24 protein-coding genes are annotated in these 22,331 nt (G+C 67.3%); 20 read left to right on the plus strand and 4 right to left on the minus strand.

Features of this window, described 5'->3' with window-relative positions; genetic code table 11:
• Positions 1-125: 125 nt before the first annotated feature.
• From AC5JDC_RS09350 to AC5JDC_RS09360, 3 genes are read right to left on the minus strand one after another with little or no spacing between them, the layout of a single operon-like run.
• On the minus strand, positions 126-1,250 hold the full coding sequence (locus AC5JDC_RS09350) for a Gfo/Idh/MocA family protein (RefSeq protein ID WP_495841121.1): 1,125 nt from the start codon (positions 1,248-1,250) through the stop codon (positions 126-128).
• Positions 1,240-2,205, minus strand: a complete 966-nt coding sequence (locus AC5JDC_RS09355) for a hydroxyacid dehydrogenase (RefSeq protein ID WP_495841123.1) — start codon at positions 2,203-2,205, stop codon at positions 1,240-1,242. The genes AC5JDC_RS09350 and AC5JDC_RS09355 overlap by 11 nt, the downstream gene beginning before the upstream one ends.
• Positions 2,205-2,378 carry a hypothetical protein gene (locus tag AC5JDC_RS09360; protein WP_495841125.1) on the minus strand — a complete coding sequence of 58 codons (174 nt, stop codon included), beginning with the start codon at positions 2,376-2,378 and terminating at the stop codon, positions 2,205-2,207. Before AC5JDC_RS09360 ends, AC5JDC_RS09355 begins: the two co-directional genes overlap by 1 nt.
• A 498-nt stretch (positions 2,379-2,876) precedes the next feature.
• On the opposite strand from AC5JDC_RS09360, the gene iolE reads away from it, so the two are divergent.
• The 12 genes from iolE (at position 2,877) to AC5JDC_RS09420 (ending at position 15,883) form a co-directional block, all read left to right on the plus strand.
• Positions 2,877-3,776, plus strand: a complete 900-nt coding sequence (gene iolE / locus AC5JDC_RS09365; RefSeq protein WP_495841127.1) for a myo-inosose-2 dehydratase — start codon at positions 2,877-2,879, stop codon at positions 3,774-3,776.
• 2 nt (positions 3,777-3,778) lie between these two features.
• The gene (locus AC5JDC_RS09370; protein ID WP_495841129.1) at positions 3,779-4,591 is read left to right on the plus strand and encodes an SDR family oxidoreductase; all 813 of its coding nucleotides are present in this window, start codon (positions 3,779-3,781) and stop codon (positions 4,589-4,591) included.
• Positions 4,592-5,012: 421 nt separating this feature from the next.
• Positions 5,013-6,005: an inositol 2-dehydrogenase gene (iolG, locus tag AC5JDC_RS09375; RefSeq protein ID WP_495841131.1), complete on the plus strand. Its 993-nt coding sequence runs from the start codon at positions 5,013-5,015 to the stop codon at positions 6,003-6,005.
• 133 nt (positions 6,006-6,138) lie between these two features.
• On the plus strand, positions 6,139-7,179 hold the full coding sequence (locus AC5JDC_RS09380) for a hydroxyacid dehydrogenase (RefSeq protein ID WP_495841133.1): 1,041 nt from the start codon (positions 6,139-6,141) through the stop codon (positions 7,177-7,179).
• A 138-nt stretch (positions 7,180-7,317) separates the two neighbouring features.
• Positions 7,318-8,181, plus strand: coding sequence for a MurR/RpiR family transcriptional regulator (locus tag AC5JDC_RS09385; protein WP_495841180.1), 864 nt, complete (start codon positions 7,318-7,320; stop codon positions 8,179-8,181).
• Positions 8,182-8,324: 143 nt separating this feature from the next.
• Positions 8,325-9,350, plus strand: coding sequence for an HTH-type transcriptional regulator GntR (gene gntR, locus AC5JDC_RS09390; protein ID WP_495841135.1), 1,026 nt, complete (start codon positions 8,325-8,327; stop codon positions 9,348-9,350).
• 208 nt (positions 9,351-9,558) lie between these two features.
• Positions 9,559-10,683 (plus strand): sugar ABC transporter substrate-binding protein, encoded by a 1,125-nt coding sequence (locus AC5JDC_RS09395; protein WP_495841136.1) that lies wholly within the window; start codon positions 9,559-9,561, stop codon positions 10,681-10,683.
• A gap of 252 nt (positions 10,684-10,935) precedes the next feature.
• The gene (locus AC5JDC_RS09400) at positions 10,936-12,483 is read left to right on the plus strand and encodes a sugar ABC transporter ATP-binding protein (protein WP_495841137.1); all 1,548 of its coding nucleotides are present in this window, start codon (positions 10,936-10,938) and stop codon (positions 12,481-12,483) included.
• Between the two features lie 151 nt (positions 12,484-12,634).
• Positions 12,635-13,615: an ABC transporter permease gene (locus AC5JDC_RS09405; RefSeq protein WP_495841138.1), complete on the plus strand. Its 981-nt coding sequence runs from the start codon at positions 12,635-12,637 to the stop codon at positions 13,613-13,615.
• The gene (locus AC5JDC_RS09410; RefSeq protein ID WP_495841139.1) at positions 13,612-14,601 is read left to right on the plus strand and encodes an ABC transporter permease; all 990 of its coding nucleotides are present in this window, start codon (positions 13,612-13,614) and stop codon (positions 14,599-14,601) included. Before AC5JDC_RS09405 ends, AC5JDC_RS09410 begins: the two co-directional genes overlap by 4 nt.
• A gap of 12 nt (positions 14,602-14,613) precedes the next feature.
• A complete protein-coding gene (locus tag AC5JDC_RS09415) occupies positions 14,614-15,144 on the plus strand; it encodes a gluconokinase (protein ID WP_495841140.1) in 531 nt (176 codons plus the stop codon).
• 70 nt (positions 15,145-15,214) lie between these two features.
• Complete coding sequence (locus tag AC5JDC_RS09420; RefSeq protein WP_495841141.1) at positions 15,215-15,883, plus strand: 2'-5' RNA ligase family protein; 669 nt, start codon at positions 15,215-15,217, stop codon at positions 15,881-15,883.
• Between the two features lie 122 nt (positions 15,884-16,005).
• Here AC5JDC_RS09420 and AC5JDC_RS09425 read toward each other — a convergent pair whose 3' ends face one another.
• Positions 16,006-16,806 (minus strand): hypothetical protein, encoded by an 801-nt coding sequence (locus AC5JDC_RS09425; protein WP_495841142.1) that lies wholly within the window; start codon positions 16,804-16,806, stop codon positions 16,006-16,008.
• A gap of 406 nt (positions 16,807-17,212) precedes the next feature.
• Here AC5JDC_RS09425 and AC5JDC_RS09430 point away from each other — a divergent pair, with 406 nt between their 5' ends.
• From AC5JDC_RS09430 to AC5JDC_RS09465, 8 genes are all read left to right on the plus strand, one after another.
• Positions 17,213-17,533, plus strand: coding sequence for a hypothetical protein (locus AC5JDC_RS09430; protein WP_495841143.1), 321 nt, complete (start codon positions 17,213-17,215; stop codon positions 17,531-17,533).
• Positions 17,534-17,545: 12 nt separating this feature from the next.
• The gene (locus AC5JDC_RS09435) at positions 17,546-17,932 is read left to right on the plus strand and encodes a hypothetical protein (protein ID WP_495841144.1); all 387 of its coding nucleotides are present in this window, start codon (positions 17,546-17,548) and stop codon (positions 17,930-17,932) included.
• Between the two features lie 10 nt (positions 17,933-17,942).
• Complete coding sequence (locus tag AC5JDC_RS09440) at positions 17,943-18,110, plus strand: hypothetical protein (RefSeq protein WP_165816027.1); 168 nt, start codon at positions 17,943-17,945, stop codon at positions 18,108-18,110.
• 9 nt (positions 18,111-18,119) lie between these two features.
• A complete protein-coding gene (locus AC5JDC_RS09445) occupies positions 18,120-19,514 on the plus strand; it encodes an APC family permease (protein WP_106771703.1) in 1,395 nt (464 codons plus the stop codon).
• Between the two features lie 12 nt (positions 19,515-19,526).
• Positions 19,527-20,270 carry a hypothetical protein gene (locus tag AC5JDC_RS09450; protein ID WP_495841145.1) on the plus strand — a complete coding sequence of 248 codons (744 nt, stop codon included), beginning with the start codon at positions 19,527-19,529 and terminating at the stop codon, positions 20,268-20,270.
• Between the two features lie 10 nt (positions 20,271-20,280).
• Positions 20,281-20,556 (plus strand): hypothetical protein, encoded by a 276-nt coding sequence (locus AC5JDC_RS09455; protein WP_106771701.1) that lies wholly within the window; start codon positions 20,281-20,283, stop codon positions 20,554-20,556.
• A gap of 127 nt (positions 20,557-20,683) precedes the next feature.
• A complete protein-coding gene (locus AC5JDC_RS09460) occupies positions 20,684-21,580 on the plus strand; it encodes a class II glutamine amidotransferase (RefSeq protein WP_495841146.1) in 897 nt (298 codons plus the stop codon).
• A 4-nt stretch (positions 21,581-21,584) separates the two neighbouring features.
• Positions 21,585-22,322, plus strand: a complete 738-nt coding sequence (locus tag AC5JDC_RS09465; protein ID WP_106771699.1) for a GltB/FmdC/FwdC-like GXGXG domain-containing protein — start codon at positions 21,585-21,587, stop codon at positions 22,320-22,322.
• The last annotated feature ends 9 nt before the right edge of the window (positions 22,323-22,331 follow it).

The following is a 22,331-nucleotide window of genomic DNA, read 5'->3' on the forward strand; positions in this document are numbered from 1 at the left end:
GGTCTCTCTCCGGGCGCCTCGTCCGGGAACCCTTCTAGCGGAAGATCGAATGGAAAAGCATCCCCGCCACCCCGATGCAGTCTCGTCGCGCCCGGACGGACCTTCGCGTCGGCACCGCCGCGAGCTTAGCCCACCCGGACCCGGACGCCTTCGCGCGAGGAGCGCTGGATGGCCTCCACCAGCTCCTGCACGCGCTGGCCGGCGCGGAAACCGAACGGTTCCGGCCGCCTGCCGGCGATCGCCTCGAGGAAGCGGGCGGCTTCGATCGCCTTCAAGTCGTTGAAGCCGAGTTGGTGGCCGGGCGCCACGCAGAACAGGCCGTAGGGCTCGTGGTCCGGCCCGGCCTCGATCCTGCGGAAGCCGCGCCGGCCGGAGGGATCGGCGGCGCTGTAGAAGTGGAGTTCGTTGAAGCGCTCCTGGCTGAAGACCAGCGCGCCCTTGCTGCCGTAGACTTCGAAATCGTGCTGCATCTTGCGGCCCATGGCGATCCAGTTGGCCTCGATGCTGCCGGTGGCGCCGCTGGCGAAACGCAGGAAGGCGCGGCCGATGTCGTCCACCTCGACGCGTCGCCTCCCGCCCCTGCCGTCGGGGCGTTCGCCGATCACGGTGACGCACTCGCCCGTCACCGCGCTGATCGGCCCGAGCAGGTATTCCGCCGTGGCGAGCGCATGGCTGCCGATGTCGGCGAGCGCGCCACCGCCCGCCGGGTCATGGCGGAAGGTGAAGGGGCCTTCCGCATCGGCCATGTAGTCCTCGGCATGGACGCCGCGATAGCTGCGGATCTCGCCGAGCTCGCCGCCGGCGATCAGCTCGCGCGCCAGGCCGAGCATCGGGTTGCACAGATAGTTGAAGCCGACCTGCGTCCTGACGCCGGCCTTTTCTGCCGCCTCCGCCATCGTCCGCGCATCCTGCGCGGAGGGCGCCAGCGGCTTCTCGCAATAGACGTGTTTTCCCGCCGCGATCGCCGCCAGCGCCATCTCCTTGTGAAAGGCGTTGGGCGCGGTGATGTCGATCAGGTCGATCTCGGGGTCGGCGACGAGCGCCCTCCAGTCGCCGCTCGATTTTTCGAAGCCGAGCGTGCGTGCGGCGTCCGCCGCTAACGCTTCGGTGCGGTCGGCTATCGCGTGCAGCACGATCTCGAACGGCAGGTCGAACACCCGTTGCGCGGTGGTGAAGCCGAACACATGGGTCTTGCCCATGAAGCCCGTGCCGATCAGGCCGACGCGCAGGGGCGGCTTGTCACTTGCCATTGAGGTGGGCTCCGTTGACGACAAGGGCAGGATCGATGCGGCCGGCGAAGAAATCCAGCACGTTCCGCACGGCAGAGATCGCCATGCGCTCGCCGCATTCGGCGCTGAGCCCGGCAATGTGCGGCGTCAGCACCACCTGGTCGAGCGCAAGCAGCGGATTGTCCGGTTTCGGCGGCTCGTCGTCGAACACGTCGAGGCCGGCGCCGGCGATGCGGCCGGCGCGCAGCGCCTCGGCAAGGGCCGCCTCGTCGACCAGGCCGCCGCGCGCGGCGTTGACCAGGATGGCGGAGGGTTTCATGGCGGCGAGCTCGGCGGCGCCGATCAGCGGCCGCTCGGTCCTCGGCACGTTGAGCGACACGAAATCGGCCCAGGCGAGCGCCGCCGGCAGATCGCTGGCCGGCAAGGCCGGCCCGTCCGGCCAGCCGGACCGTTCGAGATAGGGGTCGTGCGCCCTGACCTCCATTCTGAAGGCGGCCGCCATGTGCGCCAGATGCCGGCCGATGCGGCCGTAGCCGACGATGAGCAGGTGCTTTCCGGCGAGGTCGACCGGCTCCAGCCGGTCGCGCCAGCTCCAGTCGCCTTGCCGCACCGACCGGTCGGCCGGCAGCGCCCGCTTGGCGGCGGCAAGCAGCAGCATCATCGCATGCTCGGCCACCGACACCGAATTGACGTCGCCGACGATCGCCAGCGCGATGCCGCGCGCGTTGAGCGAGCGCAGGTGCACGGCATCGTAGCCGACGCCGTGGCGCGACACGATCTTCAACTTCTCCGCCCGCGCCACCGTGGCGGCGGAAAGCGGCTGCGTGCGGATCACCAGCCCGTCGGCGGCGGAAATCAGCGGCGCATAGCTCGGCTCCGATACCGCCTCGATATAGTCGTAGGTGACATCGGGGGCGCCCTCGAGCAGCGCCATCCCGCTCGGGTGGATATTTCCGGCGACCAGCACATGCGGCATCAGTAGCCTCCCTGGCCGCCCGTCGCGCCTGCCGCATCGCCGCCGGTCAGCGCGCGGAATGTCCTGACATTGGCCGCCGCCGCGGTGGCGAGCATGCGCACGCCGTTGGAAACCGTGGTCATGTCGAAACCCCAGCGGATGGCGCGGGCCGCTGCCGCCTTGCGGCTGATCATCTCGTCGGCCGCCGCGTGCCGGGCGTCAGCCCGCGCGGCGCGAGGGCGCGCAGCGATGTCCGCCGATGCACCCTGCCGATGCGACCGCAGCCGACGACGGCAATGCGCAACATCTAATCCTCCCAGGATTTTTGCAATGATCGTTGCGATCGAATTGCACTGTCAATAATCATTCTGTAGGAATCGAGAAAATCGCCGCAGGGGGCGGGAATGCGTGCCGCGCATGCGGCGCAGGTGGGGGCGCCCACGTCAACGCGTCGGGGTCTGACTTTCCCGTCCGGCTTTGGCCGGCACTGCCCGCAGGGGCGCTCTGCCGGCGCGGTGAGGGCTTAGGCCTCCCCCGCTTCGCCGCGCCGGCAGTTGGAGGCTGGGGCATGATCCCGGAAGTTGCAGGCGTTTCAGACAAAGATCATGCGCCAAAAGGCGGAGTGCCGATCCATTCCTGATCGTATTCGGCTCTAGTATCGTCCCGTCACCTTGTCGAAGCGGAGACCTGACATGAAAGCCAAACTGGGCATCGCGCCCATCGCCTGGTGGAACGACGATCTCGCCGAACTCAGCGACGACGTTTCGCTGGAGGAGTGCCTGTCGCAGGCGCGCCAGGCCGGCTTCACCGGCATGGAGACGGGCCGCCGCTTTCCGCTCGATCCGAACGAGCTCGGCCCCATCCTGACAGCGCATGGCATCCAGGTGTGCGGCGGCTGGTTCTCCGGACGCCTGCTGGACGGCGACATCGAAGCGGAGAAGGACCGCATCGCGGCGCAGATGGCGCTGTTCAAGGCGATGGACGCGCCCTGCATCGTCTACGGCGAGACCGCCGGCACCATCCAGGGCGACCGCAACGCGCCGCTCGCCACGCGGCTGCGCCTCGACGAGGATCAGATCAAGGCCTACGGCCGCAAGATGACGGCCTTCGGCGAGTGGTGCGCCGATCAGGGCATGCCGATCTCCTATCACCACCACATGGCCGCGCCGATCGAATCGGAGGAGGATGTCGACCTGCTGATGAAACATTCCGGCGCGGGACTGCCGCTGCTCTACGATGCCGGCCATATGGCTTTCGCCGGCGGCGACGTGCTTCGCGTCATCGACAGGCACCACAGGCGCATCTCCCATGTCCACACCAAGGACGTGCGCCGGACCGTGATCGACGGCCTCGACCGGACGAAGGAGAGTTTTCTCGACGCGGTGGTGAAGGGCGCCTTCACCGTGCCGGGCGACGGCTCGCTCGACTTCGTCGCGATCGTCAGAAAGCTGGCGGGCTACGGCTACGAGGGCTGGTTCGTCGTCGAGGCCGAGCAGGACCCGGTGAAGAGCCCGCCGCTGGAGATGGCGCGGATCGGCCATGCCGAGCTGCTGCGCGTCATGGCTGCGTCCGGCTATACGGTGGAGGGGTGAGCATGAACCGCATGGATGGGAAGATCTGCGTCGTCACCGGCTCCACCCAGGGGCTCGGCGCGGCGGTCGCACGCCGCTTCGCCGAAGCCGGCGCGGCGGGCATCGTGGTGCTCGGCCGCAACGCGGAGAAGGGCGGGGCGGTGGCCGAGGCGATCACCCGCGACATCGGCGTTGCCGCGCATTTCGTCGCCGCCGACGTCGGCAGCGTCGAGGATTGCCGCAAGGTGATGGCCGAGACGGACCGCCTGTTCGGCAAGGTGCATGTGCTGGTCAACGCCGCCGGCATGACCGATCGCGGCACCATCCTCGACACCTCGCCGGAGCTGTTCGACCGCATGTTCGCGGTCAATGTGCGCGGCCCCTATTTCCTGATGCAGGAGGCGATCCGCCGCATGATCCGCGACGGCATCGAGGGTGCGATCGTCAACATCGGCTCGATCTCGGCGCTCTCCGGCCAGCCGTTCATCAACACCTATTGCGCCTCCAAGGGCGCGCTGACGACGCTGACCGCCAATACCGCCTTTTCCGTCGCGGCCAACCGCATCAGGGTGAACCAGCTCAACGTCGGCTGGATGTCGTCCGACAACGAGCGAGCGCTGCAGGCGCGCTCCGGCGACCCCGACTGGGAAGCCAAGGCTGCGGCGAACCTTCCCTTCGGGCGGCTGATCGATCCCGAGGAGGCGGCGCGCGCGATCAACTTCCTGGCTTCCGACGATGCCGGCCTGATGACGGGCGCCATCGTCAATTTCGATCAGACGGTCTGGGGTGCGGCAGCCGGCGGCATGCCGGTGCCGGATGGCCCGATGAAGCTCTGAATGCGGCTTCGCCGTTGACAGAGCCATGCAGGGATGCACTAAATATTGCGCAATTGATGTGGAGGGAAAAGTCGTTGCAACAAACTCGCCCGCCGACTTTCCAACCTGGGGAGTTGAGTGGGATTGGCTGACGCTGCTCCGGCTCCGCTTCTCGAAGCGAAGGGCATTTCGAAATATTTCGGGGCGATCATCGCATTGCACGGCGTGAGTTCCACGTCGATGCCGGCGAAGTGCTCGGCGACAAGTGGACGCTGATCAAGGCGGGCAAGACCGTCGACGAGGTGATCGACACGGGCACGCAACTCGTCGCCGGGGAGAATGCCGGACAGTACAAATAACCGGCGGGATGCAATTATCTCCCCGTCCGCGGCTTCTACCCGCAAGCCGGGAGCAACTCGCCATTGAAACCAGGAGAACTTCCATGCTGGGAATAGCCGTTCTGGGCGCCGGACGGATAGGCAAGATCCACGCGGCGAACGCAGCCACGAACAAGCGGAGCAGGCTGGTCGCCGTCGCCGACCCGGTCGACGCGGCGGCGGCGGCCCTCGCGGCGGAATGGGCCGCCGCCCCGCTCGCCGATCCGATCGCCGCGATCGAACGCGCCGACGTCGATGCCATCGTCATCGGCACACCGACGCCGACCCATGTGGAGCTGATGCTGCACGCGGCAAAACTCGGCAAGGCGGTGCTGTGCGAGAAGCCGGTCGACCTCGACCTTGCGCGCGCCGACATGGCCGCGAAGGAGATCGGCCGGCTCGGCGCCCGTGTCATGGTCGCCTTCAACCGCCGCTTCGATCCCTCCGCGCGGCAGTTGCGCAAGGCGATCGACGACGGCGAGATCGGCGACGTCCGGCAGGTGGTCATCACCAGCCGCGACCCGGGACTAGCCCCGCGTGACTATCTGCGCAGCTCCGGCGGCATCTTCCGCGACATGACCATCCACGATTTCGACATGGCGCGCTGGTTCCTCGGCGAGGAGCCGGTCGAGGTCTCCGCCGTCGGCAGCCGGCTGGTCGACCCGACGCTCGACGAGCTCGACGACTACGACACGGTCATGGTGCAGATGAAGACGGCGTCCGGCAAGCAGTGCCACATCAACTGCTGCCGCGAGGCGGTCTACGGCTACGACCAGCGCTTCGAGATCTACGGCGCCCGGGGGATGGTGATGAACGAGAACCTGCGCCCCTCCACCATCCGCCGCTGGTCGGGCACCGCCACCGAGGTGCGCGAGCCGCTGCTCAACTTCTTCCTCGAGCGCTATGCCGACGCCTACAGGCTGGAGCTCGACGCCTTCATCGACGCGGTGGTCGACGGGCAGCCGATGCCGGTCACTGTGCATGACGGCCGCCAGGCGCTGCGGCTCGCCGACTGCGCGGTGGAATCGGCCGCCACCGGCCGGGCCGTCGCGGTCTGACATCAGGCGCGGGAGGACGGACGATGACGGCCGCTCCCCGCCGCCGTCGCGGCTGCCGCGACTGGAGGCAGGCTGGAGGTGTGACCGGCATGCATAACCAACGGAATCGGTACCGGCATTCGGAGCCCGCCCTATGACCGCGGAAGAAAAACCGCTGATCCTGATCGCCGATCCGGAACCGCGCACGCTCGACATGATCTTCGAGCCGGACGATCTCCGACGTCTTCATGCGCTGGGCGAGGTGGTCGTCCATGCCGACGGCAGCCGGCTCGCCGCCGCCGATCTGGAGGCGGCGCTGGCGCGCGCGAAAGTGGTGATCGGCCAGGTCGACCTGCCGGCCGAGCGGCTGTCGCGCATGCCGAACCTGCGCGGCGTCATCAATGTCGAGGGCAATTTTTTGCCCAATGTCGACTACGACCACTGCTTCGCCCATGGCATCCACGTGCTCGTCACCAGCCCGGTCTTCGCGACCTCGGTGGCCGAAACGGCGCTCGGCATGGCGCTCGATCTTTCGCGCGAGATCACCGCCACCCACGAAGCCTTCCGCGACGGTTCGGAGAAATGGGGACTGGCCAGCAATGCCGGCAGCTTCCTGCTCACCGGCGCAAAGGTCGGCATCGTCGGCCTGGGCGATCTCGGCACGGCGCTGCGCCGCATGCTGGTGCCGTTCCACTGCGAGGTGCGCGTCTACGACCCGTGGCAGCCGGAGCGCCGCATCCTCGAGCAGAACTGCATCCCGAGCGGGCTGGACGAGTTGCTGTCGGCGTCGCGCGTTGTCTTCCTGTTCGCCAGCTCGACCAGCGAGAACCAGGGTTTCATCGGCGCGCGCGAGTTCGCGCTGATGCCGAAGGGGGCGGTGCTGCTGCTGATGAGCCGGGCCGGCATCGTCGATTTCCCGGCGCTGGAGGAGGCGGTGCGCAGCGGCCATGTCCGCGCCGGCATCGACGTCTTTCCGGTCGAGCCGCTCTCCGCCGACGCGCCCCTGCGCAAGCTGGACGGAGTGATCCTGTCCAGCCACCGCAGCGGCGGCATGCGCGAGAGCTTCCTGGAGATCGGCCGCCTCGTGCTCGCCGACACCGAACTCCTGCTGCGCGGCCTGCCGCCGCAGATCTGCAAGCGCGCGGAGCGCGAGACGGTTGCCCGGATGCGCAGCAAGCCGGTCGACGTGTCGTGACAAGCCTCGCCCGACCTGCGCGAGCGGCCGGACGAGACGGCTGGCCCGTGTCTGAACGAAGGGCTTCCAACGGACCGGGACAACGGTAAGAACCGCTGTCGGCACGCGGCCAGGAAAGAGGGAACCGACGTGGCAAAGATGCCGCCAGCCAACTACGAAGCCTTCATGCGCGTCATCGAGGAAAGCTATGACGACCTCAGCGCGACTTACCAGCTCATCGGGCGGTTCCTGACCCAAAACCCCAACGACGTGGCGATCCGGACGCTCAACTGGATCGCCGATCGTTGCGGCGTGCATGCTTCCAGCCTCGTCCGCTTCGCCCAGCTCTTCGGCTACTCCGGCTTCAAGGAACTGCAGAGCATCTTCCAGGCCCGGCTGGCCACCGCGGCTCCCGGCTACGAGACCAGGGTGAGTGCGCTGAAGTCCGAGCTGGAGCTGCACAAGAGCGGCCCGCGCGGCGTGCTTGGCGACCTGGTGGCGCGCGACATCGCCTCGCTGCAGGATCTGCTCGGCCAGGCCGACGGGGACAAGTTCGCCCGGGCGGTCGACGTGCTCGCGGCAGCCGACACCATCTATCTTGCCGGCCAGCTGCGGTCCGAGCCGATCGCGCTGTTCATGCGTTACGTGCTGTCGATGCTGAACCGCCGGGTGGTGCTTCTCGATGCCAATGGCGGACTCGCCACCGAGATGGCCAAGGTCATGCGCCCGGGCGACGCGCTCGTCGCGGTGTCGTTCCGCTTCTACGCCAAGGAGGTCGTCGCCATCGCCGAGACCGCGCATGCGGCCGGCATTCCCGTTGTCGCCATCACCGACAGCCGGCTGTCGCCGCTCACCAAGACGGCAAGCGTGCTGTTCGAGATTCCGGAGGACGAGTACACCTTCTCGCGCTCGCTCGCCGCGCCGATGTGCCTCGCCCAGGCGCTGATGGTGGCGCTCGCGGCAAAGCTGCAGTCGGTCGAAGTGACGCATATCCGCATCCCGACCGTCACGCAGCCGGGGTGACGGAGCGGACACGCGCTTGACAAGCACCTGCCGTTGCGCGAACCGACGGCTATCTTCGTCCAGGTGAGGGAGGGCGGCGTGCGGCTCGGATGGTTGCGGCTCCCGCAATGCACAGGCGCATCGCGCCGCGTCGGCAGGCCGCGATGAGGCCGCGCACGCGACGCGGCGGCGGGCGGCCGACCATCGCCGACGTGGCGCGCAAGGCCGGCGTCGGCGCCATCACCGTGTCGCGCGCCCTGCGCGAGCCGGACCGCGTTTCCCGCGAGCTGCGCGAGCAGATCGACAAGGCCGTGGCGGAGCTCGGCTATGTGCTCGACCGCAATGCCCGGGCGCTCGCCTCGGCGCGTGCCGACGTGGTGGCGGTGCTGGTGCCGTCGCTCACCAACAATGTCTTCGCCGATGTCGTGCGCGGCCTCTATGACGGCCTCGGCGACAGCCACCTGCAGCTCCACATCGGCAATACCCATTATTCCGGGCTCGAGGAGGAGCGGCTGCTGCAGGGTTTCATCGGCCAGCGTCCTTCCGCGGTGGTCCTGTCCGGCATCGACCAGACGGCGACGTCGCGGGCGATCCTGAAGGAGGCGGGCTGTCCCGTGGTGCAGATCATGGAGATCGGCACCGATCCGATCGACATGATGATCGGCTTCTCGCATGTCGAGGGCGGCCGCGCGGTGACGCGCCACCTGATCGAGGCCGGCTATCGCCGGATCGGCTTCATCGGCGCGCGCATGGACCCGCGCTCGCAGCGGCGCTTGGCGGGCTACCGGGCGGCGCTCGAGGAGGCGGGACTGTTCGACCTGCGCCTCGTCACCACGACGACGGCGCCATCGAGCGTGTCGCTCGGCCGCGAGCTGTTCCGCGACGCGCTGGCCAAGGTGCCGACGCTGGACGCCGTCTTCTGCAACAACGACGACCTGGCGCTCGGCGTGCTGTTCGAGTGCAATCGCGCCGCGCTCGCGGTGCCTGGCAAGATCGGCATCGCCGGCTTCAACGACCTGGAGATGATGGACGTCGCCTATCCCTCGATCACCAGCGTGCGCACCCCCCGCTACGATATCGGCCGGCGCGCCATCGCCATGGCGCGCGCGGCGATCGCCGGGGAGCGTCCCGAGCAGCGGGTGGTCGACACCGGATTCGAACTGATGCGGCGGGAAAGCACGGCGCGCTGAGACCGCCGTGACGTGTTCCGGATTCCGCTTTACACCGGTATCTGGTAGCGCTACCATTTCCCTTGCGTCATGAGCGCTACGGGCAGGTCCCCGTCCCGGTGACATAAGAAACACAACGCACTGGAGAGGACCGGGCGCAGCTGGTGACACGGGCGGAATGGAGGCCGCTCGACCTAAGCAACAAAAGCAAATGAGTGGGAGGAAATAGATGATCAGATCCGTCGCTGGCGGCGTTTTCGCCGCTGCAGCATTCATGCTTCTTTCTTCGTCCGCCATCGCCGAGCCGGAGATCGTCAGCGGCCCGGCTGCCGAGCCGGAATGCTTCGTTCCGTGGGCGGCCGAGACGAAGTTCTTCAAGTTCCCGAAGAAGGAAGGTCCGTACAGGATCGCGCTCGCCAACGGCTACATCGCCAACACCTGGCGCATCCAGATGATCCAGACCGCCAAGGCCTATGCGGCGCAGCCGGAGGTCGCCGCCAAGCTGAAGGAGTTCAAGGTGGTCTCGACCGGCGAGGACGTGCCGGCGCAGATCTCGGCCATCAACAACTTCATCGATTCCGGCTATGACGCCATCGTCGTCAATGCCCAGAACCCGACCGCCTTCACGCCGGTGATCAAGCGTGCCAGGGAAGCCGGCGTCGTGCTGGTCGCCTTCGACAACATCCTCGACACCGAGGACGCCATCAACGTCAATGTCGACCAGAAGGGCCTTGGCGTGCTGTGGGCGAACTGGCTGGCGAAACACCTGCCCGAGGGCGGCAAGATACTCGAGGTGCGCGGCGTCGCCGGCACGTCGGTCGACACCGACCGCCACAACGGCATTCACGATACCTTCGCCGCCACCGGCAAGAAGTGGGACGTCGTCGAGGTGCTCGGCAAGTGGGACGATCCGACCGCGCAGAAGGCCACCGCCGACGCGATCGCCGTGCACAAGAAATTCGACGGCATCACCGCCCAGGGCGGCGACACCGGCGTGGTGCAGGCGATGATCGACGCCAAGCATCCGTTCGTGCCGTTCGGTGGCGAGACCGAAAACGGCTTCCGAAAATTCTGCGCCAAGTTTGCCGGCGAGGGCCTGAAATGCTCGTCGGCCGGCACCGGCCCGGCGCAGGTCGCCGTCGCCGTCAAGACGGCCATAGCCGCGCTCGAGGGCCAGGTGGTGCCGCAGTCGGTCAAGCTGCCGCTGGCGATCGTCGAGGATCCGAACTTCAAGGAAGGGCAGGACTTCTATCCCGACCAGTCCGACAATTTCTTCGTCGGCAACGCCTTCCCGACCTGCGGCATCAACTTCACCGCCCAGGAGATCATGGGACAGTCGAAGGAGAACCAGTAGGCGAGTGGCTCTCTTCTCCCCGTCGACGGGGAGAAGATGCCGGCAGGCAGATGGGGGGCCGCGCGAACAGGTCGTGCCTGGCGCAGCCCCTCACCCTTACCCTCTGCCCGTGATCCTTCGAACGGCTCGGGACGGGGAGGGGGCGTCATCGCCGGCCGGCCCTCTTCCTGCCCTTTGTGGGAAGCCGGTGCCGGCAGGCGAATGAGGGCTGCCCGGACCGGCCAAATCCAGCTCCGGCGATCGAAAACAGCGATGCTTCAGGAACAAACGGACCAACCTTCCCTCTTCCGCATGGAAGGCATCTCCAAGCGCTACGGCGGCGTGCGCGCGCTGGAGAAGGCCGAGCTTGTCGTCGAGGCGGGCCGCATCCACGCCATCCTCGGCGAGAACGGCGCGGGCAAGTCGACCCTGATCAAGGTCATGGCCGGCGTCGTCTCGCCCGACGAGGGCAGGATGCTGCTCGACGGAAACGAGGTGCGCTTCGCCGCGCCGGCCGACGCCAAAGCGGCCGGCATCGCCTGCATCTTCCAGGAGCTGTCGCTGGTTCCCGACCTCAGCGTCGCCGACAACATCGCGATCGCCGATCCGCCGCGCCGCTTCGGCCTGATCGACCACCGCGCCCAGCGCCTGCTTGCCGAGGAGGCGCTGGCGCGTGCCGGCGCCGGCGACATCCATCCCCGCGCCCTGGTCCGCGACCTGCCGCTGTCGCGCCGGCAGATGGTGGAGATCGCCAAGGCGCTGGCATCGAAGCCGCGCATCCTCATCCTCGACGAGGCGACCTCGGCGCTGACCGCCGCCGACGTCGCCAAGGTCTTTGCTGTGCTCAAGCGGCTGCGCGCCGAGGGCCTGGCGCTGCTCTACATCTCGCACCGCATGCACGAGATCGCCGAGCTGGCGGACGAGTGCACGGTCTTCCGCAACGGCCGCAACGTCGAAAGCTACAAGGCCGGCACGCGGACCGACGCGGAAGTCGTGCAGATGATGATCGGGCGCGAATACAGCAATGTCTTCCCGCCCAAGCCGCAGCGTCCGGCCTCCCCCGAGGCGCCGATGCTCGAATGCCGGGAGCTCGGCTGGGCCGGCAGGCTGCGCGACATCAATTTTTCCGTCCGCGCCGGCGAGGTCGTCGGCCTGGGCGGGCTGGACGGGCAGGGCCAGCGCGACCTGCTGCTGGCGCTGTTCGGCGTCTTGCGCGGCACGACCGGCGAGGTGCTGGTCGATGGCCGGCCGGCGACGATCGCCAGCCCGGCGCAGGCGCGCTCGGCCAAGGTCGGCATGGCGCTGATCCCCGAGGACCGCAAGACCGAGGGGCTGATGCTGCCCATGACGGTGCGCGAGAACCTGTCCTTCGCCGTCCTCGACCGCGTGTCGATGGCGGGCATCATCGATCGCGAGGCGGAGGAGCGGCTGATCGACGAGATGGTGCAACTGCTCGCCATCAAGACGGCCGGCATCGACGTGCCGGTCGGCGCGCTGTCGGGCGGCAACCAGCAGAAGGTGGTGATCGCCAAATGGCTGATGCGAAAGCCTCGCATCATCCTGCTCAACGATCCGACCCGCGGCATCGACGTCGGCACCAAGCAGGAGATCTACCAGCTGCTGCGCCGGCTGGCCGACGCGGGCGCGGCGATCCTGTTCTATTCAACCGACTACGACGAGCTGATCGGCTGCTGCGACCGCGTGCTCGTCCTCTATGACGGCCGCATCGTGCGCGAGCTCGAAGGTGGCGGCATCACCGAGCATGCGCTGATCTCCAGCGCGCTCAATGTCGAGGCGGAGACGAGAGGGGCGGCGGCATGAACCGGAGTGCAGCGCGAGCAGGGCGACTCTGTAGGCCACTCAGGGGACAGTTTACTTTTTTCGGCCCGCGCGACGTCTGGACTGCTGCGGCCCTTCTGCCGAAAGAAAGTAAACTGTCCCCGGTGCTTCTTTCCGATCCGGAGCCACGCGCATGACGGAATGGCGCTACTGGTTCGCCGAGCAGCGGGCCACGCTGATGGCGGTCGGCATCTTCGCCCTGATGTTCCTGATCTATGTCGCCAACCATCCCGCCGGCTTCACCGCCAATGTCGTGCAGACGGCTTCCAACAAGGGCGTGCTGCTCGCCTTCGTGGCGATGGCGCAGACGCTGGTCGTCATCACCGCCGGCATCGACCTGTCGGTCGGCATGATCTTCATCCTCACCAATTGCCTGGCCTCCTGGCTGGTGGTCGGCACCGCGATGGAGACGACCTTGGGACTGTTCGCCGTGCTCGGCACCGGGCTCGCCTGCGGGGCGCTCAACGGGGCGATCGTCATCTTCGGACGGCTGCAGCCGATCGTCGCGACGATCGCCACCGGCGCCATCTATTTCGGCCTGGCGCTGCTGCTGCGGCCTTTCCCCGGCGGCTCGGTCAACGAGGGGCTGGCGGACGCGCTGACCGGCCGGCTGTTCGGCGTCATACCCGCCAGCCTGGTGGTGCTGGCGGTCGTGGTGCTGGTGGTCTGGGTGCCGTTCAGCCGCTCGCTCACCGGCCGCACCGCCTATGCCTCGGGCTCTTCCGAGGTCGCGGCCTACATGTCGGGCGTGCCGATCAGGCGGGCAAAATTCGCCGCCTACACGCTGGCGGGGCTGCTGGCGGCGATCGGCGGGCTGTTCCTCACCTTCTTCACCTATACGGGCGAGGCGGCGCTGGCGAGCGGCAACGCCTACACGCTGTTCTCCATCGCCGCCGTGGTGCTGGGCGGGGTGTCGCTGTTCGGCGGCAAGGGCAGCGTCATCGGTGCGATCTTCGGGGCGCTCGCCTTCCGCACCATCGGCGACCTGCTGTTCGTCTTCGACCTCGAGCCGCTGTGGCAGCCGCTGTTCCAGGGCGTGGTGCTGCTGCTCGCCGTCAGCCTCGGCGCCTTCGCGCTGTTCCGGGTCAGGAACCGGCTGGAGTGGTTCGGATGAGCGACATGACCACCGAACGGCGGCCGGTGCTGCGCCTGCCGAAATTCCTGCACGGGGTCGACCCGGCCGTGGCGACGTCCTTCGCCTGCATCCTGCTGCTGCTCGTCTTCGGCAGTTTCTATTCGACCAGCTTCCTGTCGCCGGAATACCTGCTGCAGCAGCTCAAGGTGGCGTCGTTCCTCGGCGTCATCGCTACCGGCATGATGCTGGTCGTCCTGCTCGGCCAGATCGACCTGTCGGTGCCGTGGTCGGTGGCCGTCGGCGGCATGATGGCCTGCGCGGCCGCCGCCTACGGTCCGGCGGGGGAGGTGCTGGCCATTCCCTTCGGCATCGCCTGCGGCATGGCGGTCGGCCTGGTCAACGGCATCGGCGTGGCGTATCTGCGCATCCCGTCGATGATCATCACGCTCGCCACCAACGCCGTCGCCCAGGGTCTGATGGTCGTCTACACCGGCGGCTTCTCGCCGCAGGATTCGGCGACGGCGGCGATGCGCTGGCTGGCCACCGGCTCGCTGCTGCCGGGCGTTCCCAACGCAGTGATCATTTGGGCCGTCATCGGGGCGGCGGCCGTCTTCCTGCTCACCCGCACGACCTTCGGCCGCGCCGTCTACGGCATCGGCAACCGCGAGCGCGCCGCCTATCTCTCCGGCGTCGACACGCGGCGCATCGTCATGGTGGCCTTCGTCGTCTCGGGGGCGCTGAGCGCCTTCGGCGGCGTGCTGCTCGCCGGCTACGCGTCCAAGGCGGCGCAGTCGATGGGCGACACCTACCTGCTGCCGGCGATCGCCGCCGTGGTGCTCGGCGGCACTTCCATCCTCGGCGGCCGGGGCTCCTATCTCGGCACGGTCGCCGGCGTCATCCTCATCACGCTGCTGCAGTCGATCCTGTCGGTCATGCAGATGCCGGAGGCCGGCCGGCAGATCATCTACGGCGTGGTGATCGTGGCGATGCTGCTGCTCTACGGCCGCACGCCTCCGGTCCGGTGAATTGAGCAGTCCATGAGCATACGATCTGCCGCTGCGGCGGGCATCCTTTCCGTCGTGGTGATGGGCGTAACCGGTTGCGGCAAGACCGAGGTCGGCCGGGCGCTCGCCGCCCGCCTCGGTGCGCGCTTCATCGAAGGCGACAGCCTTCACCCGCCCGAGAACATCGCCAAGATGTCGGCCGGCGTTCCGCTCACGGACGACGACCGCGCCGGCTGGCTGGAAAAGATCGCCGCGGAGATTGCAGCATCGACCGCAGCCGGCGAGAGGACGGTTGCCGGCTGCTCCGCGCTCAAGCGCCGCTACCGCGACCGGCTGCGCGCGAAAAATCCGCGACTTGTCTTCGTCCATCTCGTCATCGACCGCGAGACCGCGCATCGCCGCGTCGCCGCGCGGCGCGGGCATTTCATGCCGTCCAGCCTGGTCGACAGCCAGTTTGCCGCCCTCGAACCGCCGGGGCCCGATGAGGCGGCACTTCCCCTCGACGGGACGCGGCCCGTGGACGAACTGGTCTCCGAGGCGGCTGCCGTCCTGGCCGAAGCCTGAAGCGCCGAGTTCGGACCTTCCGAGCTTTTTTCGACTTTTCCATGTTCATGATTTGTTCTAAGCTGTGCCGATGCAGTACGAACTGGAGCTGGACGGCGGCCCGGAGGTCGCGGGCAAGGTGCGTCCGAAGCCGGCACCCCGTCCTCGGCTTCGCCGGACGGATGAAGGGCAGCCATTCCTTCCCGGTTGCCAGGTCGCCCGACTCGACAGTCTCTTCTTCGGCATCCGTCCCGACGGTGCCGCCGCTCTGCGGATCACTGCCGAAACGGAAAGGCTGCGTGCCGAGCATGGCCTCACCGGCAGGCCGCTCGGCACGAAACGCCTTCACGTAAGCCTGCATGGCGTCGGGATCTATGAAGGCGTGCCGGCGGGGATCGAGACCAGGGCGATCGCCGCCGCCGGGTTGCTGCGGGAGGCAAGTTTCGAGATCTGTTTCGACCGTGCGATGAGTTTTGGGCAGGAGGACGGCGGCCGGCCGCTGGTGCTGTGCGGCCGCGGCGAGGATCTCGTGCAACTGCACGCCTTCCACCGGCGGCTTGGCGAGGTCATGAAAACGGCCCGGCTCGGAAATATCCGCAAATCCTTCACACCGCACATGACGCTGCTCTACGACAGGCGCGCGGTGGCGGCGGAGGCGATCGCTCCCATTCGCTGGCGCGTCGAAAGCTTCGTCCTCGTCCACAGTCTTCAGGGTCTTTCGCGCCACCACGATCTGTGCCGATGGGAACTGGCGACGTGACGAGGATCGTATTGAGATTTCTCCCCTGCGAGACGGTATTCCCGACAGCAGATATCGCCGCCACGCCGCGAAAAACGCCGCGCGGACCGTGCATCCCGATCTTCGTGCCCGGCAGGCCGCCGTCACGACGTATCCGGCGGCTCCAGCGCCCACTGGGCAAGGCCGTGCACGACGTCCAGAACCTCGTGCACCTCATGGACGGGCTTTTTTCGCCGCCAGCCCGGCGGGCGGCCGGGTTTCAGCGGCGAGAAGCGGCCGAACCGGCGCAGACCGCCGGTTTCCTGCTCGCGCGCCAGGGCGGCGTCGCGGCGTGCCCGCCAGCGGGCGAAGCGTCTTGCCTGGCCGGGCAGGTCGTCGAGCGCCAAAATCAGCGCCCGCAGCCGCGCGTCCAGCCGCCTCGCGTCGATCGGATCTTTGGGCGACCAGACGGGGATGCGGAACGGCTCGCTGTAGCCGGGACAGGAGATGCGCGGCACGCCCCTGGGCGCCCGCCGCGGGCGGCGGTTCCAGGGTTTTAGCGGATCGAGCAGAGGCAGGGTCGCGCGCCGGGCGCGGGTTTTCGGCCGCGCCGGCATGCGGACGGGGCCGGCTCCGGGCCGGAATTTCGGCTGCGGTTTCTGCCGGGGCGCCGGCAAGGCGACGACGAGGCCACGTGCGGCCACGACGATGAGGCGCCGCACCGCGGCTTCGGCAGGGCGCAAGAGCCGGAGTATGGCACGGTGGAGGCGGCGTTGAAGGGTAAGTTCTGGGGACAGTTTACTTTTTTCGGCCCGCGAAAACCTTGAAGCGGCTGTGCCCTTCTGCCGAAAGAAAGTAAACTGTCCCCTGAGTTCCTCGAGTTCCAGCCCGGCCATGGCGACGAGCATGGCGACGATGCGCTTCAGCGCTTCGCGATTCTTCTCGATTGCCGCATCCCAGTCCACCACCGCCTCCTTTCCTGCACAGGCGGCAGGATTGTCGCTCCGGTCGGGAGGGCGGGGATAAAATGAGGGAAAATCATCCTGACGGATGCTGACAATGATCCGGGGCTGGCGTCGGCGCGGCGCTCCATCCAGCATCCCTCATCCGGCCTCGCTTCGCTAGGCCACCTTCTTCCACAAGGGGAGAAGGGGGGAGCGTTGCTTTCCGCCTCGGCCAATCGCCGATGCAGGAGATTTGCCGAAGCGTTGGGTATGGCCTGATCAAAAGATGTGCATTTGCATCGAATTGCTGCAATGCAGCACGTGCGACCGCTTGACGCAGCCGGCGAACGGGCGGACATTCCTCGCAGGCAAGTTTTTTTATCAGACAATCGCCGCCGGACGGGCGGCTTGCCTCCGGGAGGGAACCTTGGCAGTCAGTGTCGGAGAAGGGATCGATGCACGATCCCTCGAAACGCGCATCGAGCGCATGCATCAGCGAGACAGAAAGGGCGCGATCGCCTTCGTCGTCGGCCTGTGGGTCGCGGTGCTGTTCGTGCTGTTCACCATGTGGCCGCTGGTCGGCGACGGCACCATCCGCATCGTGCTGGCGGTAGCCGGCATCGCGGTGCTCGCCTTCAACACGGCGGCCATCGTCGCGATGCTGCGCCACTACCGCGACGACAAGCATTTCATCTACGGCCTCGACATCAAGCATCTCGACGAGATGCGTCGCCGCAAGCGGATCTAGGAGGAGCGCGTCATGGCTTATCAACCTCCGAAACAGAGCCTCGCCGGCCAGGTCGTCGACGTCATCGTGCTGCTGGTGCTGACCGTCGGGGCGCTCTACCTGCCGCTCTACATGGGACTCGCGGGCGCGGCCAAGACGCCGGCTCCGATCGAGAACCCGACCTGGGAAGCGCTCGGCCAGAACGCGGCCGAACAGCAGCAGTGGGCGGCGCTCGGCTTCCCGGACGCGGCGTCGGCAAACGACATCATCACCGCGCGCTTCGATTACACCTTCAGCTGGACCGCGCTGATCGTCATGGTGGTCGCGGTCGTCGGCTACTTCATCCTCGTGGTCCGGCTTTCCGACAAGGAGTACCGCGAGGTGATCGACGAGCGCTTCGGCAAGAACGGCAAGGGCTGAGGGGCGCGTCATGGATATCTGGAATTATCTCGAAATCGCGGCCTGGGTGATCTCGGCGATCATCGCGGGGATCATGCTGCTCGACATGATCAAGGTCGACACGACCTACGACAACGAGCTTCTCACTTCATCTCGAGAGGGTGAGCTCGAGCTGACGCAAGAACGTCACGAGCTTTAGGGGACGACGATGAGCAACGCTTCTGCTGTTCAGGCGCCAGAGAGGCTCGGCCTCCTGCGCGTGCTCGGTCCCGGCCATGTCTGGGCGCTCGGCGTCGGCATCGTGCTGGTCGGCGAATACATGGGTTGGAATTTCTCGGTCGGCAAAGGCGGCATGATCGCCGGCCTTGTGGCCTGCTGGGTCGCCGGCCTGCTCTACACCTGCGTCGCCATGATCGACTCCGAGGTGACCTCGACGGTCGCCGCCGCGGGCGGCCAGTACGCGCAGGCCAAGCACATCGTCGGACCGCTGATGGCCTTCAATGTCGGCCTGTTCCTCGTCATGGCCTACACCATGCTGGAGGCGGCGAACGCCATCACCATCGGCTTCCTGCTCGACACGGTGGCGGGCATGCTCGGCCATACCGGCCTCAACCAGCAGCCCTTCATCATCATGACCATCCTGGCGCTCGCCTATCTCAACTATCGCGGCGTGCTGGCCTCGCTGTCCTTCAACCTTGTCATCACGGCCTTCGCCTTCGTCGCCATCATCGTGCTGTTCCTCGCGGTGCAGTTCGGCGCGTCGGCGGTGCCGCTCGACTTCTCGGCGGTGACCAACGAGCCGCTGCCCTATGGCTGGCTCGGCATCATCGCGGCGCTGCATTTCGGGCTCTGGTACTATCTCGGCATCGAAGGCACCTGCCAGGCGGCCGAGGAAGTGCGCTCGCCCGCCCGCTCGCTGCCCTTCGGCACGATGGCCGGCATCATGACGCTGGTGATCGCCGCCACGCTGACCTGGTACGTCTGCTCGGGTCTGATCCCGTGGGAGTATCTCGGCAGCGCCGGCACGCCGCTCTTCGACGCGGCGCGCGTGACGGGCAATTCGAGCCTGATGGTGCTGCTCTTCATCGGCACGGTCTTCGCGACGACCGCATCGGCCAACGGCTGCATCAACGATGCGTCGCGCGCGTGGTTCTCCATGGGTCGCGACCGCTACCTGCCGAGCTGGTTCGGCGCCGTGCATCCGCGCTACCGCACGCCCTACCGGTCGATCGTCTTCCTCATCCCGATCGCGCTGATCTTCGCGCTCGGCGCACCGCTCGACCAGGTGGTGACCTTCTCCATCCTGTCGGGCCTGCTCGGCTACACCTTCATGACCTTCAACATGGTGATGTTCAGAAAGAAATGGCCGCTCGACACGATCAAGCGCGGCTACGTGCATCCTTGGCATCCGCTGCCGGCGGTCGTGCTGCTGGTGCTGTGCGCGGCGACCTATTTCGCGGTGTTCCTCGGCTACGGCACGCAGCTCATCGCGATGCTCTGCTTCTACATCATCGCGTCGCTGTGGTTCCATTTCTGGCGCTACCGCTTCGTCAAGCGTGGCGACCAGTTCACCATGCCTTGGCCCAGGCCGCAGGGTTACTGAGGGCGTAGACCCATGCCCTCGGCGTTCGAGCAGTTCGCGATGCCGCTCTCCCTTCAGGGCATTGGGCTGCTCGTCTTCTGCCTAGCCGGCGTCGCGGTCATCGCGATGCTGGCCCGCAGGGAACTGTCGCGCGACCTCCAGGCGCGAAAAGCCCTGCTCGACACGGCCGCCGCGCTGATCGACGACGCGCGCGTCTCGATCGGCGCCGACGGTTATCCCCGGCTCGACGGCAAGAGTGGCGGCAACCGGGTCAGCCTGGAAGTCGTCGCCGACAGCCTCGTGCCGCGCCGGCTGCCGCAACTCTGGCTGAAGCTCACCATGCTGAATCCCGAAGCCGCCGATTCTCGACAGAGTGGCGCCTCCATCGGCGTGCTGGCGCGGCCCTTCGGCACCGAATTCTATTCGCGCGTGCTCGGCCTGCCCGACACGATCGTGCCGCCCTTCTCCGCCGATTTTTCCCTTCTCGCGCGCGGCCGTGGCGTCACCGCTGCCACCGTCGAGAAGACAGGCGCACTTTTCCGCACGCTGTTCGCCGATCCGACCTTGAAGGAAGCCGTCATCACGCCGCGCGGCGCGGGCATCGTCCGGCGCATCGCCGAGGGCGATCGCGGCGCGCATGTGCTCTACCGGCAGATGCGCTTTCCGGTCGCTTCGGTGCCGGCCGACCTCGTGCGCACCGCGCTCGCGGAGCTGAAGCTGCTTAACGAGGCGCTCGGCCACGAAGCGGACCGCGAGCCGGAATCCATTCCCGCGTGACGGAGTTTCGATGAACCGCCCGATCAACCCCCGTCTCGTCCTCCTCCTCGCCATCCTGCTGCCCGGCGCCGGGCATGTCGCAATCGGCCAGGTGCTGCGCGGGCTGTGCTTCGTGCTCTTCGCCATCCTGCTGATGGTCTTGACGTACGTCACCACGACGCCCGATCAGTCCTTCATCGGCCGCCACGCCGGCGGGCTGTTCGTCTGGGCGCTGTCGATCACCGACGCCTACAAGCTGGCGAAGATACGCTGGGAAGCGTTTCGCCGGGCGGGCGTCCGGGGCTGAAGCGCCCCGTTTTCCGTAAACGCTGGACGTTACGAAAAATCGCTTCCTCATATGAAGATTAGTTTCATGGGAGTTGAAAACGTCGCGCCTTCCTGATAGCAGTCTGATCACACGGGAGATTGCAGCCATGTGCGGAATTGTCGGACTGTTTCTGAAAGACAAATCGCTGGAACCGCAGCTCGGCGCCTTGCTGTCCGAAATGCTGGTCCTGCTGACCGATCGCGGGCCTGACAGCGCCGGCATCGCCATCTATGGCGGCGCCAAGGAAGGACGAGCCAAGATCACCATCCAGTCGCCGTCGCCGGCCAGGGATTTTCCAAAACTCGCCGTCGAGCTGGAGAAGGAGATCGGCGCCAGGCCGACGGTGACGGTCAAGTCGACCCATGCCGTCGTCGAGGTGCCGGCCGACAAAGTCGGCGAGGCGCGCGAGGCCATCCTGGCGCTGCGCCCGGACGCGCGCATCATGGGCTCGGGCGAGGCAGTCGAGATCTACAAGGAGGTCGGCCTGCCCGAGGCGGTGGCGAAGCGCTTCGATCTCTCCGCAATGACCGGCACGCACGGCATCGGCCATACCCGCATGGCGACCGAATCGGCCGTCACCACCATGGGCGCCCACCCGTTCTCGACCGGCCCCGACCAGTGCCTCGTCCACAACGGCTCGCTGTCCAACCACAACAATCTGCGCCGCGAGCTGAAGCGCGAAGGCATGAGCTTCGAGACGGAGAACGACACCGAGGTCGCCGCCGCCTATCTGTCCTCGAAGATCGCGCACGGCCAGAACCTGGGCGAGGCGCTGGAGAGCGGGCTCAAGGATCTCGACGGGTTCTACACCTTCGTTGTCGGCACCAAGAACGGCTTCGGCGTGCTGCGCGACCCGATCGCCTGCAAGCCGGCGGTGCTGGCCGAGACCGACCGCTACGTCGCCTTCGGCTCGGAATACCGGGCGCTGGCCAATCTTCCCGGAATCGAGGACGCCAAGGTCTGGGAGCCCGAGCCCTCCACCGTCTATTTCTGGGAGCATTGAGACCATGAACGTTTCCAATGTCGCGACGGCGCCGGCGCGCGCGGTGAACTACGCGCCGCGGGTCTTCGACCTTGCGGCGACGCCGCTGCGCGAGCTCAACCTTGCTCTCCACCAGATCGCCGACGCGGCCGACGAGCCGGCCTGGGAGGTCGTCAACCCCAAGGGCAGCCACGCGGTGGCCGCCGGCGTCGACAAGCCGGTCGCGGTCGAGGTGCGCGGCAGCGTCGGTTATTATTGCGGCGGCATGAACGACGGCGGCGAGATCACCGTCCACGGCTCCGCCGGCCCCGGCGTCGGCGAGAACATGATGTCCGGCAAGATCGTGGTGAAGGGCGACGCCAGCCAGTATGCGGGCGCCACCGGCCGCGGCGGCCTGCTGGTCATCGAGGGCAATGCCTCGTCGCGCTGCGGCATCTCGATGAAGGGCATCGACATCGTCGTGCGCGGCAATGTCGGCCACATGTCGGCCTTCATGGCCCAGTCGGGCAACCTCGTCGTGCTCGGCGACGCTGGCGACGCGCTGGGCGATTCGATCTACGAGGCAAAGCTGTTCGTGCGCGGCAGCGTGAAGAGCCTCGGCGCCGACTGCATCAAGAAGAAGATGCACCCGAAGCACCTCGCCCGGCTCCAGGCGATCCTCGACCGCGCCGGCATCACCGACGTCAAGCCCGAGGAATTCACGCGCTATGGCTCGGCCCGCACGCTCTACAATTTCAACATCGACAACGCCGACGCGTATTGAGGGGCGCCA

The organism is Kumtagia sp. (assembly GCF_059502445.1).

Coding starts and splice junctions, on each gene's coding strand:
- AC5JDC_RS09350 (WP_495841121.1), bottom strand. CDS start 1,250: ATGGCAAGTGACAAGCCGCCCCTGCGCGTCGGCCTGATCGGCACGGGC.
- AC5JDC_RS09355 (WP_495841123.1), bottom strand. CDS start 2,205: ATGCCGCATGTGCTGGTCGCCGGAAATATCCACCCGAGCGGGATGGCG.
- AC5JDC_RS09360 (WP_495841125.1), bottom strand. CDS start 2,378: ATGATCAGCCGCAAGGCGGCAGCGGCCCGCGCCATCCGCTGGGGTTTC.
- iolE (WP_495841127.1), top strand. CDS start 2,877: ATGAAAGCCAAACTGGGCATCGCGCCCATCGCCTGGTGGAACGACGAT.
- AC5JDC_RS09370 (WP_495841129.1), top strand. CDS start 3,779: ATGAACCGCATGGATGGGAAGATCTGCGTCGTCACCGGCTCCACCCAG.
- iolG (WP_495841131.1), top strand. CDS start 5,013: ATGCTGGGAATAGCCGTTCTGGGCGCCGGACGGATAGGCAAGATCCAC.
- AC5JDC_RS09380 (WP_495841133.1), top strand. CDS start 6,139: ATGACCGCGGAAGAAAAACCGCTGATCCTGATCGCCGATCCGGAACCG.
- AC5JDC_RS09385 (WP_495841180.1), top strand. CDS start 7,318: ATGCCGCCAGCCAACTACGAAGCCTTCATGCGCGTCATCGAGGAAAGC.
- gntR (WP_495841135.1), top strand. CDS start 8,325: ATGAGGCCGCGCACGCGACGCGGCGGCGGGCGGCCGACCATCGCCGAC.
- AC5JDC_RS09395 (WP_495841136.1), top strand. CDS start 9,559: ATGATCAGATCCGTCGCTGGCGGCGTTTTCGCCGCTGCAGCATTCATG.
- AC5JDC_RS09400 (WP_495841137.1), top strand. CDS start 10,936: ATGCTTCAGGAACAAACGGACCAACCTTCCCTCTTCCGCATGGAAGGC.
- AC5JDC_RS09405 (WP_495841138.1), top strand. CDS start 12,635: ATGACGGAATGGCGCTACTGGTTCGCCGAGCAGCGGGCCACGCTGATG.
- AC5JDC_RS09410 (WP_495841139.1), top strand. CDS start 13,612: ATGAGCGACATGACCACCGAACGGCGGCCGGTGCTGCGCCTGCCGAAA.
- AC5JDC_RS09415 (WP_495841140.1), top strand. CDS start 14,614: ATGAGCATACGATCTGCCGCTGCGGCGGGCATCCTTTCCGTCGTGGTG.
- AC5JDC_RS09420 (WP_495841141.1), top strand. CDS start 15,215: ATGCAGTACGAACTGGAGCTGGACGGCGGCCCGGAGGTCGCGGGCAAG.
- AC5JDC_RS09435 (WP_495841144.1), top strand. CDS start 17,546: ATGGCTTATCAACCTCCGAAACAGAGCCTCGCCGGCCAGGTCGTCGAC.
- AC5JDC_RS09440 (WP_165816027.1), top strand. CDS start 17,943: ATGGATATCTGGAATTATCTCGAAATCGCGGCCTGGGTGATCTCGGCG.
- AC5JDC_RS09445 (WP_106771703.1), top strand. CDS start 18,120: ATGAGCAACGCTTCTGCTGTTCAGGCGCCAGAGAGGCTCGGCCTCCTG.
- AC5JDC_RS09450 (WP_495841145.1), top strand. CDS start 19,527: ATGCCCTCGGCGTTCGAGCAGTTCGCGATGCCGCTCTCCCTTCAGGGC.
- AC5JDC_RS09455 (WP_106771701.1), top strand. CDS start 20,281: ATGAACCGCCCGATCAACCCCCGTCTCGTCCTCCTCCTCGCCATCCTG.
- AC5JDC_RS09460 (WP_495841146.1), top strand. CDS start 20,684: ATGTGCGGAATTGTCGGACTGTTTCTGAAAGACAAATCGCTGGAACCG.
- AC5JDC_RS09465 (WP_106771699.1), top strand. CDS start 21,585: ATGAACGTTTCCAATGTCGCGACGGCGCCGGCGCGCGCGGTGAACTAC.